Source organism: Methylomonas sp. BW4-1 (genome assembly GCF_052474385.1).
Window position 1 is genome coordinate 4322609 of record NZ_CP184125.1, and the last position, 20449, is coordinate 4343057.

At 55.3% G+C, this 20449-nt stretch carries 13 protein-coding genes; all 13 read left to right on the forward strand.

What is annotated here, in order from left to right; all coding sequences use genetic code 11:
• Positions 1-59 precede the first annotated feature (59 nt).
• On the forward strand, positions 60-2588 hold the full coding sequence (locus ACH5Y9_RS20035) for a TonB-dependent siderophore receptor (RefSeq protein ID WP_445367324.1): 2529 nt from the start codon (positions 60-62) through the stop codon (positions 2586-2588).
• A 39-nt stretch (positions 2589-2627) separates the two neighbouring features.
• Entirely contained in the window at positions 2628-3842 is a 1215-nt protein-coding gene (locus ACH5Y9_RS20040) for a sialidase family protein (RefSeq protein ID WP_445367325.1), read from the forward strand.
• 364 nt (positions 3843-4206) lie between these two features.
• Positions 4207-4728: an RNA polymerase sigma factor gene (locus ACH5Y9_RS20045; protein ID WP_445367326.1), complete on the forward strand. Its 522-nt coding sequence runs from the start codon at positions 4207-4209 to the stop codon at positions 4726-4728.
• Positions 4729-4910: 182 nt separating this feature from the next.
• Positions 4911-5882 carry a FecR family protein gene (locus ACH5Y9_RS20050; RefSeq protein ID WP_445367327.1) on the forward strand — a complete coding sequence of 324 codons (972 nt, stop codon included), beginning with the start codon at positions 4911-4913 and terminating at the stop codon, positions 5880-5882.
• Positions 5883-6248: 366 nt separating this feature from the next.
• On the forward strand, positions 6249-8726 hold the full coding sequence (locus ACH5Y9_RS20055; RefSeq protein ID WP_445367328.1) for a TonB-dependent siderophore receptor: 2478 nt from the start codon (positions 6249-6251) through the stop codon (positions 8724-8726).
• Positions 8727-8936: 210 nt separating this feature from the next.
• The gene (locus tag ACH5Y9_RS20060) at positions 8937-10160 is read left to right on the forward strand and encodes a PepSY-associated TM helix domain-containing protein (RefSeq protein ID WP_445367329.1); all 1224 of its coding nucleotides are present in this window, start codon (positions 8937-8939) and stop codon (positions 10158-10160) included.
• Between the two features lie 268 nt (positions 10161-10428).
• On the forward strand, positions 10429-10935 hold the full coding sequence (locus tag ACH5Y9_RS20065) for an RNA polymerase sigma factor (protein WP_445367330.1): 507 nt from the start codon (positions 10429-10431) through the stop codon (positions 10933-10935).
• Between the two features lie 89 nt (positions 10936-11024).
• A complete protein-coding gene (locus ACH5Y9_RS20070) occupies positions 11025-12035 on the forward strand; it encodes a FecR family protein (RefSeq protein WP_445367331.1) in 1011 nt (336 codons plus the stop codon).
• Between the two features lie 122 nt (positions 12036-12157).
• Entirely contained in the window at positions 12158-14524 is a 2367-nt protein-coding gene (locus ACH5Y9_RS20075) for a TonB-dependent receptor domain-containing protein (RefSeq protein WP_445367332.1), read from the forward strand.
• 229 nt (positions 14525-14753) lie between these two features.
• Positions 14754-15989 (forward strand): PepSY-associated TM helix domain-containing protein, encoded by a 1236-nt coding sequence (locus ACH5Y9_RS20080; RefSeq protein WP_445367333.1) that lies wholly within the window; start codon positions 14754-14756, stop codon positions 15987-15989.
• Between the two features lie 180 nt (positions 15990-16169).
• Complete coding sequence (locus ACH5Y9_RS20085; RefSeq protein WP_445367334.1) at positions 16170-16697, forward strand: RNA polymerase sigma factor; 528 nt, start codon at positions 16170-16172, stop codon at positions 16695-16697.
• Positions 16698-16766: 69 nt separating this feature from the next.
• Positions 16767-17759, forward strand: coding sequence for a FecR family protein (locus ACH5Y9_RS20090; protein WP_445367335.1), 993 nt, complete (start codon positions 16767-16769; stop codon positions 17757-17759).
• A 259-nt stretch (positions 17760-18018) separates the two neighbouring features.
• Entirely contained in the window at positions 18019-20400 is a 2382-nt protein-coding gene (locus tag ACH5Y9_RS20095; protein WP_445367336.1) for a TonB-dependent siderophore receptor, read from the forward strand.
• The last annotated feature ends 49 nt before the right edge of the window (positions 20401-20449 follow it).

The following is a 20449-nucleotide window of genomic DNA, read 5'->3' on the forward strand; positions in this document are numbered from 1 at the left end:
CGTCTCCATTGCAACCCCAATCTTTCGGGGGATCAATTCATTCGCTAAGGGAGAATCTAATGGCATCTTATCCGTTCCGCAAAGCCCACCGCAAAAGCAAGCCGACCCAATATAATCGTTGGCCTTTGTCGCTGACAATCGCCGCTGTGCTCAGCACACCTGCCGTCATTGCCGCCGAACAAAACATCGCTTTCGACATCCCCGCACAAAGCTTAAGCGGCGCATTAAATGCCTTTGCCGACGCCGCCAACGTACAGCTTAGTTATCCGGCGGAAATGACGTCAGGCTTGAAATCGCCCGGTGTCAGCGGCCAATTGACGGCCCGGCAAGCCTTACAAAAACTGCTGGCCGGCACCAGCGTAGTAGCCGGTGCCACCAGTAACGGCACCATTACCCTGCAAAAAGCGCCGGACTCGCACAACGATGTTTCAACCTTGTCGGCGGTCACGGTGTCCGGCAATCGCACTCGCAACACCGCCGCCGATCCTTACAGCAAGGACTATGCGGTGACAAAATCCTTTGCGTCCACTAAAACGGACACGCCATTGATGGAGAACCCCACATCCGTGCAAGTGGTGTCGCGAGCGGTGATGGACGACCAAAAAACCACCAAGGTGAAGGACGCTTTGGAAAACGTTAGCGGCGTGCGCGCCAATCCGTCCCTGGGTGGCGGTACCGGTTTCATTATTCGCGGCTTTCGTAACGGCAACGTTTACCGTAATGGCTTGATGGCCAGCGAGGCCTTCTTTGGCGACTTCGACGCCGCCAACCTGGAAAATATCGAAGTGATCAAAGGTCCGGCACAACTTTACGGCCGCACCGAACCCGGCGGCATGATCAATCTCACCACCAAACGCGGCCTGGATACGGCCTATTACTCGCTGGAACAGCAGTTTGGCAGCTACGACCACTACCGGACCCAATGGGACGCCGGCGGGCCGCTGACCAGCGACAAATCGCTGGTATATCGTTTTTCCGGCGCCTACCAAAGCAACGGCTCGTTCCGGGATTTCGTGTCGGTGGATCGGATGGTGTTCAACCCCAGTATCACCTGGCGGCCCAGCGATTACACCGACGTAACGCTGGATATCGAGGGCACCGAAAAGACGGCACCGGCCGATTTCGGCATTCCATTTATCGGCAATCGCCCGGCGCCGATTCCGATCAGCCGCAACCTGGGCGATCCGAATACACCGAACGGCGAGCAATCCGGCGTCAAAGTCGGCAGCGAAATTAACCATCGTTTTAACGACGACTGGGCGATACACAACCGCTTCCTGGCCAGCTTGGCGGAAGGCAATACCACCTTCGTCAATCCGGGCCCGGCCTTTAATGCCGCGGCGGCATTGAACCAAACCACCGGCTTGATGCAGCGCAACATCTTTCAACAGTTTACCGATCAGGAGCATTACGCCACCAATCTGGATTTGACCGGTAAATTCAAGACGGGTGACATTTTGCATGAGGTTCTGGTGGGATTTGACTACTACCGGACTTATAACAATTACAATGTCAACGGCCGCTGGCAAGTAGCGAACCCGGCGCTGGCTATCAATATCTACAATCCGCAGCCCAGCTACGGCATTCCGCAATCCACCTTTGATACCGCATTTTTGACATCCAACACCTTCGGTAGCGCGACCAATAGCGGGGTTGGCAACCACGCCAGAATCTACAACAACTGGTATGGCACTTACTTTCAGGACCAAATCACGCTGTGGGACAAACTGCACATCATGGGCGGCGGCCGTTACGACTGGACCGAAACCGGCCGCGGCAACGGCTTTGATTTTGCTACCGCCGAAAGCCGTATCAACCAGTTCAAACGCGAGGACCAAGGTTTCAGCCCTAAAGTCGGCATCCTTTATGAGGCCATGGACGAACTCAGTCTTTACGGCAACTGGACCACTTCGTTCGGCGCGAACAACGCGCCGGCCGCTGATGGCCGCAGTTTTGATCCGCAGATCGGCGAACAATTCGAAGTGGGCTTGAAAACTCAATTGTTCGACCAACGGCTATTGGCAACCTTGGCGTATTTCCATCTGGAAAAAGACAATATTCTGGTTGCCAATAATGCAACTCCCGATCCTTTCGACCGTATCGCCAACCTGCAACGCAGCCAAGGCATTGAGTTGGACGCCACCGGGTATTTGACCGACAAATTCAGTTTGATCGGCAGCTATGCGTTTACTGATGCGAGGATCATCAAGGACTACAGCGGCGGCACTCAGGGCAATCGCATGAGCAACGTGCCGGAGCATTCCGGTAGCCTGTGGCTGCGTTACGATATGAACGGCTACGCCGCCAAGGACGGTTTGAGCGCAGGTTTTGGCGGTGTTGCTGCCGGCCAACGCGAGGGAGACAATACCAACACTTTCCAGATGCCGGGCTATGTACGGCTGGACGCTTTTTTGGCGTATAAGCAAAAAGTCGGCGGTTCCCGCATCACCGCCCAGTTCAACATCCGCAATTTGCTGGACAAGGAATATTACGAGTCCACCGATCCCGATTCCAACGTCGCGCCGGCCCTCGGCGTGTATCCCGGTGCGCCGCTGACGGCTATCGGCTCGATTCGGGTGGAATATTGAGGTAAATTGCCCACCTGTCCGCCACCGTCGAGAACCATCATGCGCCACGCCAAATTGATTACAAACACCCTTGCCGGCCTGTTGCTGTTTGCCGGCATCAGCCAATCGCTCTTGGCCAAACCGCTGCCGTTCCGCGAATTGGACCTGCCGGTGGCCGGATTCAGCCAGCAGCACCATTTGGCCAAGACCGCCGATGAGCATTTGATTGTCAGCTGGGTGGAAACCGACGCCGAAACCAGTACCGCCAAGTTCGCGATCCTGGAAGACGGGGGCTGGAGCATCCCGCTCGCCGTCGTCCAAGTGAAAGGCAAGCTGGCCGATCCGCCGGTGGTGATCGGCTTGAGCGACGGTAGCCTGGCGGCGGCCTGGATGCCTTATCGGCAAGGTGCTACTGATCGCTATGCGGCGGACATCTTACTGGCACGTTCTATCGACGGTGGCTTGAGTTGGAGTCCGGCGTTAAAACCATACGGTGACGCGGCACGAATTTATGACGCACAAATGTCTTTGGCCGCCCTACCCGATGCACGGCTGGCGTTGGTCTGGACCGACATGCGCCATGCCAGCCACGACCCGGCGGCGGATAAGAAAACCAACCGCTATCAACTGATGGCAAGCGTCATCGACAAAAACTGGCAAGCCAGCCCGGAGATCGTGCTGGATGACGATGTCTGCTCCTGCTGCCGCAGCTATACCGACGCACAAGGCGAGCAACTGGTCACGGTCTACCGCGATCATGCCGCCGGGGAAATCCGCGACATTAGCGCCGTGCGCTGGCAGGCCGGCGGACATCCGCAAATCGCTAATGTGCATGCGGACGGCTGGGTGATCGGCGGTTGCCCCAGCAATGGGCCATCCATTGATCTGACTCCCTCAACCAGCGTGGCGGCTTGGTTCACTGCCGCCGACGGCAAAGGCCGGGTGAAATTGGCCTTCTCCACTGACCAAGGCGCGCATTTTAATTCGCCTATCGAACTGGATGCCGACGCCAGCGGCTATACCAACGCCTTGCTGCTGGACGACGGCTCGGCCTTGGTCAGCTGGCGCGGCCGCAATGGTCCCGACGATGAGCTAAGGGTTGCCAAAGTGACCAGCAGCGGCAAAGTCAGCCGGCAAACTACCGTATATCGCGGCAGCTTCCCGAAATGGCCCAGCAAATACCTGGCGCTGGCCCGCGTCGGCAAGCAAGCTTTTGTGGCCTGGACCGATCCGCTTCAGAAGAAAGTACGTCTGGTCAGTTTATCCCTCGACTAAACAAGCCCCTAAAAGAGCAGATTGGTCTTGAGATATTCTCGTCCCGAGCCCTTCGCCAGCATTCCTAAACGCGGCATATGACACAGTTTATGCCGTTGTATCGCCGGGTATTGCTCGCCAACTTTTCCCAATTGCCCTCAGCGGTTTGCGCCTTCCTCAAGCCCGGCGGGCTTTCAGGACAATCTCACGTTAAAAAACCTCTCTTTTCTAAGTTTGGGTGCAAATATTGCTTGCTTATTAAGCCAGCCCTTAATGTCGCTCGCCTTAGCGCTCTTAAGGTACTGAGCCAGCCCGAACGGCATACCCGCGACAAATAGGGCCGGTTTAATCAACACCCTATTTGGCCGCCTACATAAACTATCCCATGCTTGAATTGACTGCCGCCGACATTGCCGATCTGATGCACAAGCATCGCCACGAGTTATTGCGGTTTTTATCGCAACGCATCAGTTGTGCAGATACGGCGCAGGATATTTTTCAAGAAACCTTCATTCGCTATGCCGGTTACGGCGGCAAAGATAGCGTGGAAAATCCCCGCGCCTTCATTTTCCGCATCGCGGCCAATCTGGCTACCGATTATCTGCGCAGCCACAGCCGCCATGCCGGCCCAGATCTGGAAGCCGCCGAAAATGACGAGGCTGAAGTAGGCGTACAATCTTCGTTATCCGCCGAACGGACTGTCATGTCGCAACAACAACTAGAGCAACTGGTCACTGCGTTGGATGATTTATCGCCCAAATGCCGGGAAGTGTTTATCTTGCTCAAACTCAAGCATTGCAGTTACGCAGAAGTGGAACAAAGACTGGGCATATCACAAACCATGATCTTTAAATATTTGACCCAGGCCATGCGCCATTGCCGGGCGAAGGTTGGCGATCTGGATTGACCGGGTTTGTTTATCAAACCGTCGATAACAACTTCCGGAACGCCTTTGACCCTGAATCCTTCAACACCCGCAGGGCCAAAGGCATTTTGGGCCGGATTAATAGTTTTTGCCCATCGGGCCTGAGTTTACCAACAAGCGTTTTATAATCAGGACACCGAGTTGACAGCACAGCCACTTTCGATATGAACCCTTCCTTCCCGCCTTTTCCCGACGCCAGCGCCGAAGAGCAAGCCGAATACTGGCTGGCCCTGCGCGAATCGCCGTTCTACGACAGTGAGCAGGAAAAATTGTGGCTGGCCTGGCTGGCGGCCAGCCGAGAGAACCTGGAAGCCTGGCAACAAACACAGCTTTTTTTTCAGCGGGTGGAGACCTTGCATCCGGCCCAAGTTCGCCGAATCGAACGATCAGTACAAAAAGCCCGCAGAGCAGCTGCGGCCGGGGCGGGTCTATGGCGCTGGCCCATTGCCGCCTGCCTGATGCTGGCAGTATGTTTGGGCTGGGCGTTTAACGCCGGCTATTTTGCTGACTTCCGCACCGGCACCGGCGAGCAGCGCCGAATTCAGCTCAGCGACGGCTCGACGGTGATTCTGAATACCGCTTCGTCGCTGTCGGTGGATTTTTCCGAACAGCAGCGGGTGATTCGATTGCACGGCGGCGAAGCCTATTTCAAAGTGGCCGCCGATGCCGCAAGACCGTTTGAGGTCGTTGCCGGCGGCGGTAGGGTTCGAGCTTTGGGCACGGCATTTGACGTTAAACAGTGGCAAGGCGATCTGGCAGTCACCGTTTACGAGCACAGTGTGCGCGTTGCGTTCGCCGACGGCGCGACCATCGAGCGCCTGCCGGAGGGCCAGCGCGTCGCGTCGCTCGACGGTAAAAGCGGCGCGCCGGAACAGGCCAATCTCAGGCAAGCCGCCGCTTGGCAGGAGCGGCGCCTGGTGTTCAAGGAAAAGCCGCTGCAACAAGTCATCGACGATCTAAACCGCTACCGTCCTGGAAAAATCGTCATCGCCGATCCCGACGTGGCCGCGCATTTGGTGACCGGCGTATTCGACGCCAACGACCCGGAAGCGGCGTTGACGGTTATCGAGACCACCTTGGCGGTTAGCGAAACCCGCCTGACCGACGCATTGATCGTCCTGCACCGCCATTATTGACCCGGCCCTATTTATCGGTGAAATGCCGTTCGCACCCTCATGGGCATAAAGGTGAACGGTATTTTTGGGCCGGGTCAATAATTTTTAGCCCCTGCCAATAAGCCCTGGATAAATTCGCCAGTACTGCCTACACGGGATTATTGACCGGGTGAATTTCATAGCTTTTACGGAGTGGCGTGGCGCCGAGCCTAGGCCCCATCCGGTCGCTGAAGGCATTGCGCTGCGTACTCGGCCAAAAATATTTTCTCACCCAGGTTATAAAACCCATCTCTCCCTTCGTCTTTGCTTTGGAACCCCTGCGGATACGCCGACGGAACACCTTCCCTCGCCAACCGCCGTCACCACAATCACAAGCCAGGATGCCCAATGAGTCAGCGCACACTATCGCCCTTTAACCCGTTCTGTTTAACCGTTTTTGCCGTCGCGATCAGCGCCAGCCCTTGGTGCGCGGCGGAAACTGCCATCGAGTTTGCCATCCCGGCCGCGCCGTTGGCGGATGCCTTGCTGCAATTTTCCGAAACCAGCGGCATCAAGGTGTTCTTCAGCTCTCAATTGGCCGGCAACCTGCGCGGCAACGCCGTACAAGGCCGCTTTACAGCGCAACAGGCGCTGGACAAACTGTTGAGCGGCACCGGTCTGACACCACAAACCGCGACCGATGGCACCGTGACGCTGGAAAAGTCGGCAAAGCCAATCGAACCGCAATCGGCGGCCGGTACGACAACTTTGCCGAGCGTGACGGTGCTCGGCAAAACCCTGTCGGACCCTAACGATCCCTATAACTCGGACTATCACCTACCCAACGCCAGTGCCGCCACGAAAACCGATACGCCGATCATGGAGTTACCGATGTCGGTACAGGTTATTCCCAAACAAATATTGAAAGACCAACAGGCAATTCGAATCAAGGATGCGCTGAAAAATGTCAGCGGCATAAACTGGGCGACCGACCCGATGTACGAAGGCTTTCAGTTACGCGGTTTTCAGACCGATGGCACCACCACGGTTTATCGGAACGGACTGCGCATCCGGCGTGCCGTGCAAGAGGTGGCCGATCTGGAACGCTTGGAAGTCCTGAAAGGTCCGGCCGCGGCGGCGTATGGTCGGATCGAGCCGGGCGGCTTGATCAACATTGTCACCAAAAAACCGCTGGATACCCCTTATTACGCATTGGAACAGCAGTTTGGCTCCTACGATATGTTCCGTACCACGGCGGACGCGACCGGGCCGATCAATCAGGACCGTTCCTTGTTGTACAGAGTCAATTTGGCTTATCAAAACAATGAGTTTTTTATCGACAAAATGGATCAGGAACGGGTGTTTTTCGCGCCGTCCCTTACATGGAAGCCCAGCGACCGCACCGAAATCAATTTGAATTTGGAGTATCTCTACGATACCCGCACCAGTTATACCGGCTTACCCGTACAAGGCAACCGTCCGGCCAATGTACCGATCAGCCGTTACTACGGTTTTGGCTCGGATAATGAAAAATCGGTATTCGACAAGTTTTTGATCGGGTTTGATTGGTCGCACCAATTCAACGACGATTGGAAAATCCAGCATCGCTTTCACTACTACAAGCTGGATTACCAAATCAACAATTCTTCATTTTTCCCAGGACCGGTCAATCCCGCTAATAATCGCACCTCGGTAAGAAATGTGACCGATAGGCCGATCGACATTACCGATACCGTCGCGACCAGTATCGATCTCACCGGCAAATTCAAACTATTTGGAACCGAGCATCGGGTATTGGCGGGATTCGATTATTTTTGGGAAGACTTCGAAGGCCAGGGTTTCTTTGGTGCCCCCGCTCCCGCCAGCCATAGGCCGGTGGTCGATATTTTTAATCCGGTCTACGGACAGGTTCCATCCGCTGCCAGCCGGGGTTTCAATAATTTCAGCACGTTGGAGCAATATTGGTACGGCGCTTACTTTCAGGATCAAATCACCCTGTTTGACAAGCTGCATATCATGGGTGGCGGGCGCTACGATTGGGCAACGCGCAGCAGCGGCGCAGCCTCGACTTCCATCGCAGCTGCCAGAAACAGTGAGACTGAAGTTAAAAACGAGGCTTTCAGTCCGCGCGTGGGTGTGGTCTATCAACCCTGGTCCTGGCTGTCACTGTACGGAAATTATACGGAATCGCTGGGCGGGGCGAACAGCGCGTTGGCATCAACCGGCAAACCGCTGGATGCCGAAACCGCGCAGCAGCACGAGGTTGGATTCAAAACCGAATGGTTCGATAAGCGGTTGATGACCACGGTTGCCTTTTACGAATTGACCAAACAAAACATCGCGACGCCGGACCCGGTAAATACCCGGTTTTCCGTGCAAACCGGCGAGGCCCGCAGCCGTGGTATCGAAGTAGACATATCGGGTCAGATTACCGACGGCCTGAATTTGATTGCGACTTATGCCTATACCGACGCAGTCATCACACAGGATAACAGCGGTAATCAAGGCCGCAAGCTATGGAACGTGCCGGCAAATTCGGGCAGCTTCTGGGCCAAATACGCATTTCAAGATCCCGCTTTGCGTGGCCTAAATGTTGGCGCCGGCGCGTATCTGGTTGGCGAGCGCCAAGGTAATAATTTGAATAATTGGCAAATGCCGGGCTACGTCAGAGTCGATGCCTTGCTCGGCTATTCCTGGGAGATAGGCAAGTCTAAAGTGACCGCGCAGTTGAACGTCAATAATCTGTTGGATAAGACGATTTACGAAACATCGGCATTTAACAGCTATTTGACCCAGACCGGGCGCGCCGCGCAATTTCATGGGCTCGATCCGCGTGGAGTTCTGACGCCGGATGGCTCGGTCATGCTATCAAGCCGATCATGGTGAGCCAGTTCAAACCATGATCGGCTTGGTTTCAAGGTAAAGGTATTTGGCTTGGAGAAATTCCGATTAACGCCTTGCCGGTCTAACTCGCAGCGCGTGAGGAATTTTGGCCCGGAAACGTCTTATCCAAATGAAACACATAAAAACAAGGGTTAGCGAATTTGGATACAAAGCCCTGACTCTTCAAATTCTCAATTCAAATCTGTTACTGCGATGAATGTAACCAATCCTCAATCCGGCCTTATCGTTCGCAGCGAACCAGAGCACCATTCGCTTGCCCGCCTCAAAGCCCGCCGCCAACGCTGGCTAACCGTGCATCTTTGGTTGGGGCTGACGCTGGGTTTGTTGCTGTCTATTTACGGCATCACCGGCAGCGTTTTGGTGTTTTATCCCGAAATCGACGAATGGTTGCATCCCGAGATGTTGACGGTGCAACCGCCGGAGCATGCCGAGTATCGGCCCTTGGCTGAAATTTTCGCGGCCGGCAAAGCTGCCATGCCACCACAAGCCAAACACAACTTCGCCACGTATCCGCGTAACGAGTTTGCGAGCTTCAAGCTGCGCTTCGCGGTGGCGGATGCCAACGGTGCTGTGGAACGCTGGGAAGTAGGCGTTGATCCTTACACCGCGAAAGTCACCGGTAAACAGCTCCAGGAACGATCCGGCGATTGGTTGCCCAACACCTTCATCGGCCTAATGTTCAAGTTGCACTATGCCTTATTGTTGCCCAAAGACATCAGCACAGTAGTGGTCGGCCTGTCCGGCATATTATTGATCATCTCTACGCTGACCGGCCTGATCGTCTGGTGGCCGTTGACCGGACATTGGCGCAATGCCTTGGCCTTTAAAGCCAAGGCCGGCAAGGTGCGCTTCAATTACGACCTGCATAAAACCAGCGGCTTTTACACCGCGTTGGTGATGATTCCGGTGCTTTTTTCCGGGGTTTACATGGTGCTGCCGCATAACGTGGTGCCGGTGCTGGAATTGTTTTCGCCGGTGACTTACCGCTACTGGTTTCATTCCACGCCATCTACGCCGGATGCGCCGACCATCGGCATGGATCAAGCCGTGGCTATTGCATTGAAACAATACCCAACAGGCCGGCCGCACTGGATTTACGGCGCGCCGAATCCCAGCCAGACTTACACGGTATGCCAGGACGGCGTCGATGCACCCGACAGTATCTTGCAACGCCGCTGCACGGTAATCGACCGTTACAGCGGCAAGATTCTGGACCTGGACGACCCCAGCCTGCCGACCGCCACGGCCGGCGAAATCTTCACCCATTGGCAATGGCCGCTGCATTCCGGCCAGGCCTTCGGCATGACCGGGCGGATTTTGGTGTTTATCACCGGACTGGCCTGCCCGGTGCTATTCGTCACCGGCGTGATTCGCTGGCGGCAAAAATCCAGGACCAAGCAAGGACGGAAGGGCTGATTCCGATCCGTTATCAGGTGCCGAAACGAGTGGTCAATATTTTCGACCGACACGAGGTGCCTGAATTTGCCGCTCCGCAAGGCGTACTTAGAAGCCGGATGCGCAATTTAAAAGTGCGTGATATGCCGCACTTTGCTCGTCGCGCTTTCGAGGGTTTTGGCATCAATCCCGCCAACTGACGGATCAATCGCCGTATAACGCTGGCTTCCCAGGTTAGTGGCTTAAAAGTTGCTGCAGCGGAAGACGTTTCATTGCCGACTATGTGTTCATGGATGCAATTACCGATTCCGATTTACTGGCTAGCTTTCTGCTCTATCAGAAGGAGCTCCAGCAATTTTTGACGCATAAGGTCAATTGCGCGGAAACCGCTGCTGACTTGATCCAGGAAACCTATCTGCGCATCGCTCGCTATTCCGCCGACGGCGAGATCGTCAACCAGCGGGCGTTTGTGTTCCGCATCGCCGACAATCTGGCCCTGGACCATTTGCGCAGCCGGGCCAGACACGAGCAACGCGACGGCGGCTTGGTCGAGGAAGACCTCGTTTGCAGCCAACCGCAACCGGACAGCATGCTGGAGGGGCAGCAACAAATGGAATTGTTCGAAAAACTCATCTACGAACTGCCGCCGCAATGCCGCAAGGTGTTCTTGTCGTGCCGAGTGGAAGGCAAGCGTTATTCCGAAATCGCCGCCGAGCTGGGCATATCGGCGCGCACCGTGGAGGCCCATATGTACAAGGCCTTGAAGCATTTGAAAGACCGCATCGATTTCCTTTGATGCGCCGTGCGTTTGTATCATGCAACTTAACCCCGTTCTAAAATCGTGGCATCATGCCTGCTTCGGCTCAACGCTTCGCGCTCCCAACCATGTCCGATAAGCTCCAATCCGCGTCTCCCAGTTCGCTCTCGGACCAGGCACTTGCCTGGTTTGCCCGCTTGCAAGCGGATGACGTCAGCGACGAAGTGCGCCGCCAATTTGAAATTTGGTACCACGCCGATCCTCGGCACGCCGAAGCCTACGAGAAATCCCGCAAGCTATGGAGCCTACTGCAACAGCCGGCGGAACGGGTTCAGCAACGCCTGCAAGCGGATGCTGCCCAATTTAAAACCGAGACTTTTTCCACCAAAAGGGCGCTGGGTGAGGGTCGCTTGCAAGCGTCGGCGAGCGGCCGAAACCTGCGCCGGTTTGCTTCGGGCTGCCTGGGATTGTTATTGCTGGCGGCCGGCTGGCGCTTACCGGAGCACTGGCAAAACTGGCGTAGCGATTACCATACGGCAGCCGGCCAGCAACTCAGTATCGATCTGGAAGACGGCTCGCGGTTGACCTTGAATACCGATACGGCCTTGGTAGTCCGTTACAGCGACAGCTTGCGCCAGATCGAATTGCTGCGCGGCGAAGCCTATTTCGAAGTCGCGCCTAATAAGCAACGGCCGTTCATCGTCGACGGCGGTCAGGCGACCGCGCGCGCCGTCGGCACCGCCTACAGCGTTCGCAGACAAGCCGACGAGCTGCGTGTCGTTGTTAGCGAAGGCACCGTGGAGGTCGGCGCCGATAGCGCCAGCGCTTTGGTGCGTGCTGCCGAGCAAGGCGAATACCGGCAAGGCCGGCTGCAAGCCGTTGCCCGGCTCGACAACGACGATGCACTGGCCTGGCGGCGACGCCAAACCGTGTTTCACCGCCAGCCTTTGACGCAAGTGTTGGCGGAAATTAATCGTTATCGCAGTGGCCGGATCGTCGCGGTCAATCCGCGGTTGGCCGAACGAGTGGTCAACGGCGTCTTCAACAACGCCGACCCCGATGCTGTGCTGGCCGCGCTGACCACCACGCTGCAAGCCAAGGCCTTGCGGATGCCGGGCGATTGGGTGTTGTTGTATTGACGTAATAGATGGGCGCACCGCGAGCCATCGATTATAAAAATATTTTTCTCGGCACTAAGGGTAAGCCTGATCCTGCGTCGTCTTTGTCGGTAACACCATCCATCGACGAAGGAGATAGACGCATGAAATATCCCGCACCCGCTTGCCGTGCCCCACTCTACGTAGCACTTGCCTCCGGCCTGTTGGCTTCTGCTATGACCATGGCCGCTGAGCAAGCCGCGCAAAGCTTTGATATTCGCTCCCAAGCGCTGTCCTCGGCGTTGACCCGGTTTTCCGCACTCACCGGCTTGCAAGTGCTGTATGAAGGCGACATTGCCGAGCGCATCACCGCGCCGGAATTAATCGGCCGTTATACGCCGGAACAGGCTTTGCGGAACTTGCTGCGCGGTTCCGGGCTGCAGTACCGGTTCAGCAACGGCAATACCGTCACATTGGAAAAGGCGGCGACGGTGGAACCGCAGTCCGCCGCCGGTACGACAACCTTGCCGACTATGACGGTGACGGGTAAAGCCTTAGCAAGCGAAAGCCCAAGCCTGACTACGCCATCGATGCAAGAATCGCAAATCAAACTGAATCGCGTGGCGGGCGGCACCTCGGTGATCGACGGCAAGCGGATCGAAGAAGGCGCGCCCTTGTCGGTCAGCGATGCCTTGGCGACGGCGCCGGGCGTTTATGTGGGTGATATTAGCGCTGGCGCGACCGGTGGATCGCGCATCTCCATCCGCGGTTCGGACGGCAATTCGGATATTTCGCCGATTCGCGGTATAAAATTTCTGCGCAACGGCATGCCGTTTACTCACGCCAACGGGACGTTCGATGTCGAGGCGCTCAATCTTTATGCTATCGAGCATATCGAAGTCTATCGCGGCGCGAATGCCTTGGAATACGGCGGCAGCAATCTAGGCGGCGCTATCAATTACATCACGCCGACCGGGTACACCGCCAATGGGTTGAAAATCGGCATCGTCGGCGGCACCAACGATTATTACCGACCTTATTTCAGCGGCGGTAAAGCGTTTGAAAACGGATTGGATGTTTTCGGCACGTTTTCCTACGTCAATACCGATACGACCCGGGAAAACAATCATCAAGAGCAGTTTCTGGGACATGGCAATATCGGCTACCGCTGGAACGAAAATCACGAAACCCGTTTGTATTTCGATGCGCAAAACCATAATTTCTTGTGGCCGGCAACGCTGAGCAAGCGGCAAATCGACCAAAATCCCCAGCAAAACCCCAACGATTGGTCCTTACCTAACGGCTTTTCATCTTACCGCTTCGATCTAAAGCATTCGGTAAAATTGCATGGCGGCGACCACTTTGAGGTGGGCAGTTATTACTCGATCAATAACTATCGTTACGACTATACCGATAGCGGCAATCACGACCAGTGGCAGGATGTCGGCTTTAACTGGCGGCATGAGATCAACGGCCAGTTATTGGGTTTAAATAACCGGGTAGTTTGGGGCGGTCTGACCCAGTGGCAATTTATCAACGATAAAAACTACGGCATCGTCGGCAGGCAGCTTGGGCCGTTGTTGACGGCGGAGCGCGACCGCTGGCTGAATGTCGAAGCGTTTATGGAAGATCAGTTGAGCCTGACCGATGCGTTTACCTTGATCGCCGGCGTTCAATTGAATTATCGCGATGTGAACTACGAACGCTACGAAGGTTATGTGGCCAGTGCCGCCAGACCCAGCAACCAAGCCAATCAAGATTTCTTCACGGCTAACCCCAAGCTGGGCTTTACCTGGCAAGCCACCGACGAAGCGCAGATTTACGGCAATGTCAGCCGCAGCGCCGAACCGCCAAAAATGGCCGATCTTGCCAACATTTATCTCCAACCCAAACGAAATCTGCAAACCGCCAGCACCGTGGAAATCGGCACCCGCGGGCAAGCCCAGCGCTTGAAATGGGATTTGGCTTTTTATCAGTCCTGGGTTAACAACGAGTACTTGATTGTTTCCAATCCCAGAAATCCAACGGCGTTTTCTTCCACCAACGCTGATAGCACGACCTTGCATCGTGGTGTCGAACTCGGCTTGGAAACCACTTTGCCGCTAAATCTGGCGGCATCCGGCGATAACTTACGGCTCAGCGGCAACTACACCTGGAATGACTTTACGTTTGACAGCGACCCCGCGCTTCGCAATAACCGCTTGCCCGGCATTCCGGAACACAATGCTTTCGTCGAAGCGCTGTACCAACATCCCAGCGGCTTTTATATCGGTCCCAATGCCCGCATCGTCAGTTCCAATTATGCGGACTTCGCCAATACCCTGGCCGCCAAACCTTATGCGCTGTTGGGCGCGCGCATGGGTTGGGATGACGGCAAACATTGGAAGTTGTTCGTCGATGGCCGAAATTTAACCGACGAACATTATGCATCGTCGGTGTGGGTTCTAGGCAATGCGAATGGTGCCGATTTGGACCAGTTCAATCCCGGCGCGACCCGCTCGGTATTCGGTGGTGTGGAATACCGGTTTTAAGCGCTGGGGGGTGTCAATTTTAAGGCCTAAGCGGGGCGGGGTATGCCGCTCCGGCCCGAAATGGCGGCGGAAATAGCACACAGTTTCCGCCTAACCCGGTCGATACGATGCGGATTTCCTACGCCTAAACGTCTTATGCAAAAAAGGCGGCCAGCGCTTGATCCGGACAAGAGCAGTATCTGGTTCCCTGGCTTCTCTTTCGAATATTGACGATAACCGTACCCCCATCATGAACAGTAATCTCTATCAACCTAACGCACTTATCCAATCCAAGCCGCAAAACCGAGAGCTGTCTCGCCTGAAAGCCCGCCGCCAACGCTGGCTGACCGTTCATTTATGGTTGGGTCTGACGCTGGGCTTGCTTTTGTCTATTTACGGCATCACCGGCAGCGTTCTGGTGTTTCATGCCGAAATCGACGAATGGTTGCATCCCGAGATGTTGACGGTGCAGCCACCGGAGCATGCCGAATATCGGTCCTTGGCGGAAATTTTCGAGGCCGGCCGACAAGCGATGCCGCCAGCCGCGAAGCATACCTTCGCCACCTATCCGCGCAACGAATTCGCGGCCTTCAAACTGCGGTACGCAGTTGCTGGTGCTGACGGCTCGCTGGAAAATTGGGAAGTTGCCGTTGACCCGTATACGACGAATGTCACGGGTAAGCAACTCAAGAGGCGCTCCAGCGACTGGCTGCCCAGCACTTTTATCGGCTTGATGTTTGAATTGCATTTCGCCTTGTTGATTCCGGGAGACATCAGTGAGCCGATAGTCGGCGGGTCCGCCGCCTTATTGATTATTTCGACCTTGACCGGCCTGATCGTCTGGTGGCCGTTGACCGGACATTGGCGCAATGCATTGACCTTTAAAGCCAAGGCCGGCAAGGTGCGCTTCAATTACGACCTGCATAAAACCAGCGGTTTTTATACCTTACTGGTGATGTTGCCGGTCTTGTTCTCCGGCATCTACATGGTGCTGCCGCACAACGTGGTGCCGGTGTTGGAGCTGTTTTCGCCGGTGACTTACCGCTACTGGTTTCAATCCAAACCGCGGTATCCAAATGCACCGGCTATCGGTATGGATCAGGCGGTGGCGATTGCTTTCAATCAATACCCGCAAGGCCGACCGCACTGGATTTACGGAGCGACGGAACCCACCAAAACCTACACGGTATGCCAGGACGGCGTTGATGCACCCGGCAGTATCTTGCAACGCCGCTGCACGGTGATCGACCGCTACAGCGGCAAGATTTTGGACTTGGACGATCCCAGCCTGCCGACTGCCACGGCCGGCGAAGTCTTCACCCATTGGCAATGGCCGCTGCATTCCGGCCAGGCCTTTGGCATGACCGGGCGGATTTTGGTGTTTATCACCGGACTGGCCTGCCCGGTGCTATTCGTAACCGGCGTGATTCGCTGGCGGCAAAAGCGTAGAGCAGGCCAAAATAGCCGCAAAGATTTTGCCGTGTGATATGCCGCGACTTTTTCAAAAACTGCGGCATATCACACGGCACTCAATCAATTGGTAAAGCCAAGCACCGACGCAAAGTAGCATAGCGGTCGGCGCAAACCGCTACCTCAGGTCGTTTTCAGCGTCATGGCCTGAACATTGCTGGTTTCGCGCCAGCCGTCCCTCCGCAAACAATCGCCAATGCCCAAAGACCTTTCCGGATTTCTGCACACGCTGTTTCTGCAACACGCGCACGAAATCGGCAGCTTTTTACGCGGCCGTTGGCCGAGAGAGCCCGATGTAAGCGACATTGTGCAAGAAACTTTTCTGCGCTTATCGCAATATCCCGATCCGCAAACCATTCAAAACCCCAGGGCGTTTTTATTTCAGACCGCCGCCAATCTGACGGTTGACCGGCATCGCCGCCGCGAAACGCGCGCACGGTTCGATGAAGCCGACGCCGACATCGAGCATGTTGCCGACCAAAGTCTTTCGCCCGAGCATTATTGGCAAACTCATCAGCAATTGGAGAAATTCTCCAGCTGGTTGGACGAATTGCCGGAATTGCGCCGCCACGCCTTTGTTTTATACCGGATCGAAGGCTGTTCACATGCCGAAATTGCTCAGCGCCTGGGGATTTCGGTACGTTGCTCCGAGCGTTACGTGATGCTGGCAATGCAACATATCAGCGCCAAGCTCAGTGCAGAACCGGAGCACGCTTGGCGGTAATTGCCGTCTAGCCCGTCTATGCCTATGTCCGGTAAACTGCTGCCCCACTCAATTGAACAGAAGACCAGCGTGACCAGCATTCAATCTTGCAGCCAAGCGACCCGCGAGCAAGCGATAAGCTGGTTGCTGCGTCTGCGCGATGCGCCCGGCAACCCGCAAATCCGCCAGGAATTTGCTGATTGGCTGGCAGCCGATCCACTGCATGGGCAGGCTTACCAACAGGTTGAAGCGCAATGGGCCTGGATGGAACCGTTCAAACAACAGGCCTTCCTGGCGCGCAACGAGGCCTTGCGTTACCGGCCGCCTACTCGCAGGCCGGTTTGGCTGCGTTGGGCAAGCTATAGCGCTGCCGCGATTGTCTTGCTGGGCGTCGGCCTGGCGTTATTCTCGCCGCAAGGTTGGTACGGATTCCCCCATAGCTATGGCACCGGCAAAGGCCAAAGACAGACCGTGACGCTAGCAGACGGTTCCAGCCTGGAACTCAACACCGACACCGAGGTGCGAGTGCATTTCAACCGTCGTCAGCGCCATGTCGATCTGGTGCGCGGCGAGGCTTTTTTTAACGTGACTCACGATGCCGAAAGGCCATTCACCGTGCATGTTGGCAATCTCAGCGTGCGCGACATCGGCACGGCATTCGATGTCTACAAACAATCCGACCGGGTCAGCGTCGCTGTGCAGGACGGTTTGGTGGAAATGACCGGCCAAGGCAGCCGCCGCGAATTGCACGCCGGTCAGCAGTTGGCGTATAGCCATGACCAGCGCTTCGTCGAAGCCTTGCAATCCGACATCGCCACCGTCACTGCCTGGCGGCAGGGCCAGCTGATTTTTCGCGGCCGACCTCTTGGCGAAGCGCTGGCGGAAATCGGCCGTTATCACGACGTACAAATCCGCCTGCCCGATCCTAAACTGGCCGAACTGCGCGTCAACGGCAGCTTCCGCACCGAGCAACTGGACAATATGCTGAACGCGGTTGCCATGTTATTGCCGGTCAAAGTTAAACATGTCGGCGAGCGCGAAATCGTGCTGGAAGCGGCATCATCGCGCAGGGCGAATGATTGACTCGGGGTTTGAAAACTGTTCGCCTTTATGCGGCTTAGCTACATACCCGTTTAAGACGTGACCCAAAGGGCGTTGACAACACCAGCCCCGAGCACAGCCAAAGCGCCCAGCCCAAACGGGAATAGCTGCCATACCTAAGGCCGACTCAATCATTCGCCCCTAACGCCGGTCGTCGCAAAATAAACTATCGTTTTGCTGGCGGCTTTTTTGATCGACTGCGTCTATGCCCATGACCCCTTAACCAATGGAGACATGGAACATGACATTGACGATCAAACGCCTGGCGACCGCAATCGCGCTGATCTCGGCGCAAGCCTACGCCGAGGACGACAAACGCCATTTCGATATTCCCGCCCAAAGTTTGGCCTCCGCGCTTCAACAACTGGCAAATCAATCCGGCAGAGCAATGCTGTATGCCGAACAATCCACCGTCGGCAAGACCAGCCCGGCGCTGCAAGGCGAATTTAGCGTCGATGAAGCCGTCCGTCAGTTAATAAACGGCAGCGGCTTGACTTATAGTATTGGCGCAGATGGTACTGTGACGTTGAAACCAGCATCCTCCGGCAGCGATGCGACAACTTTAGGCGCGGTGTTAGTCAAAGGCACGAGTGACCCGAGCGATCCTTACAACAAGGATTACTCAGTCTCCAACGCCGTGACCGGGACCAAAACCGATACGCCGCTGTTCGATACTCCGATTTCCGTACAAGTGCTACCCAAAGCCGTCATCGACGACCAGCAAGCCATCGGCCTGGAAAACGCCCTGAAAAACGTCAGCGGCGTTGCGAAAGGCTGGGGCTTCGGCAACGACAAAGACGAAAATCTCTATATTCGCGGCTTCACCAACACCAATAATATTTATCGTGACGGCGTTTTAACTCCCAACACGCCTATTTCACTGGCTAACGCCGAACGCATTGAGGTGCTTAAAGGGCCTTCGGCCATGTTATACGGTCGCGCCCAACCGGGCGGTCTGGTCAATATCGTCACCAAACGGCCCCGTACCGATGCTTATTATTCGCTTCAACAGCAATTTGGTTCCTTCGATACTTACCGCACCCTGCTGGATGCCACCAATAAAATCACCGCAGACGGTGCATTGGCCTATCGTCTGAATTACGAGCATTTGGACAGCGCGACGTTTAGGGATAACCATCCGGTCACCCGCGACTTTGTAGCGCCCAGCCTAAGCTGGAACATTACCGATCATACCCGGCTAGATCTGGATTTTATGTATCAGAACATTAAAGACGTCGCCGATTCCGGAATCCCATACAGCTTGCAGCAGTCGGGAGCGATTCCCGGCAAAATTCCATTTCACTTTTCCGGCAACGAACCAACGGATTTTGCCGACAAAGAAGCCTATACCGGCGGCTTAACCCTGACCCACGAGTTTAATCAAGACTGGAAAGTACGGGCAAAATATTCAACCCATAACCAAACATTTTTAACCGCACAGACTTCTTCGAATGAAAACGCCGATCTTTTGGGAAATTTGGCTAGAGGGTTTATCAAGACCAGCGACGATTTTCAAAATCACTATGGCACCGTGGACATAACCGGTCACTTCGAGACGGGAGCGCTGAAACATGCTGTTTTGCTGGGTGCGGACTACTATCATTCCAAGAACAGAAATCTGTTTAGCGCTTATGCGACCGCTACCAATATCAATATCTTCAACCCACGGTATGGCTTTACCGAGTTGCTGGATCTGCCACTAGGAGGACAGAACGATACCGTCAATGAGTGGTACGGCATTTACATTCAGGACCAAATCTCGTTGTGGAATCAATGGCATTTATTGCTGGGCGGACGCTTCGATAATGCCATGCACAGCAATTACGATGCGCAAGGCGTTTCAACTAATCACACCGACGACGACAACTTTAGTCCGCGTATAGGTTTGTTGTACCAACCCGTGCCGTGGCTGGGTGCTTACGTCAATTACGTTAATGGCTTCAACGCCTTTAATGCCGGACGGCCTATCGACGGTTCCGCCTTCGCCCCGGAAAAATCCAAGGAAATGGAGTTTGGCTTGAAAGGCGAATGGTTGGATGGACAATTGCGCGCCAATCTGGCGTTCTTCGAATTGACCAAAAGCAATATCAAATCGCAACTGCCGGCCCCTAACAACAGCTTTTACGCCACAATCGGCGCGGCACGCAGTCGAGGCATCGAGTTGGATTTGCAAGGGCGGCTGACCGATTACTGGAACATCATTGGCACTTATACCTACATCGGCGCAGTTGTCACCAGCGGCAACGAGTCGCCGTTCAGCGGCGTGGGCAAAGCCGGCAATCGCCTGGAGAACATCCCCAGAAATACCGCCAGTTTATGGTCCACCTATGATTTTTCAGGTCTGGGAGCACAGGGCTTCAGCGCCGGGGCAGGTGTTTACGTGGTTGACAAGCGCTCGGGGGATGTCGATAACAGCTTCGAAATACCCGGCTATACCCGCGTCGATACGATGTTGAAATACCAGCACAAAGCCGGACCTTCCCGTATAACCTGGCAATTCAACATAGAAAATCTTTTGAATAAGGAATACATCGCATCCAGCAACGGTTACGGTAATTTTATTTACCAAACCATGCCCGGTGCCCCACGGACTTTCTTGGGCTCGGTAAAGGTGGAGTTTTAGTCACGTAGGTCGGGTTAGCTCGATAAAGCGTAACCCGGCCTACGTTTCA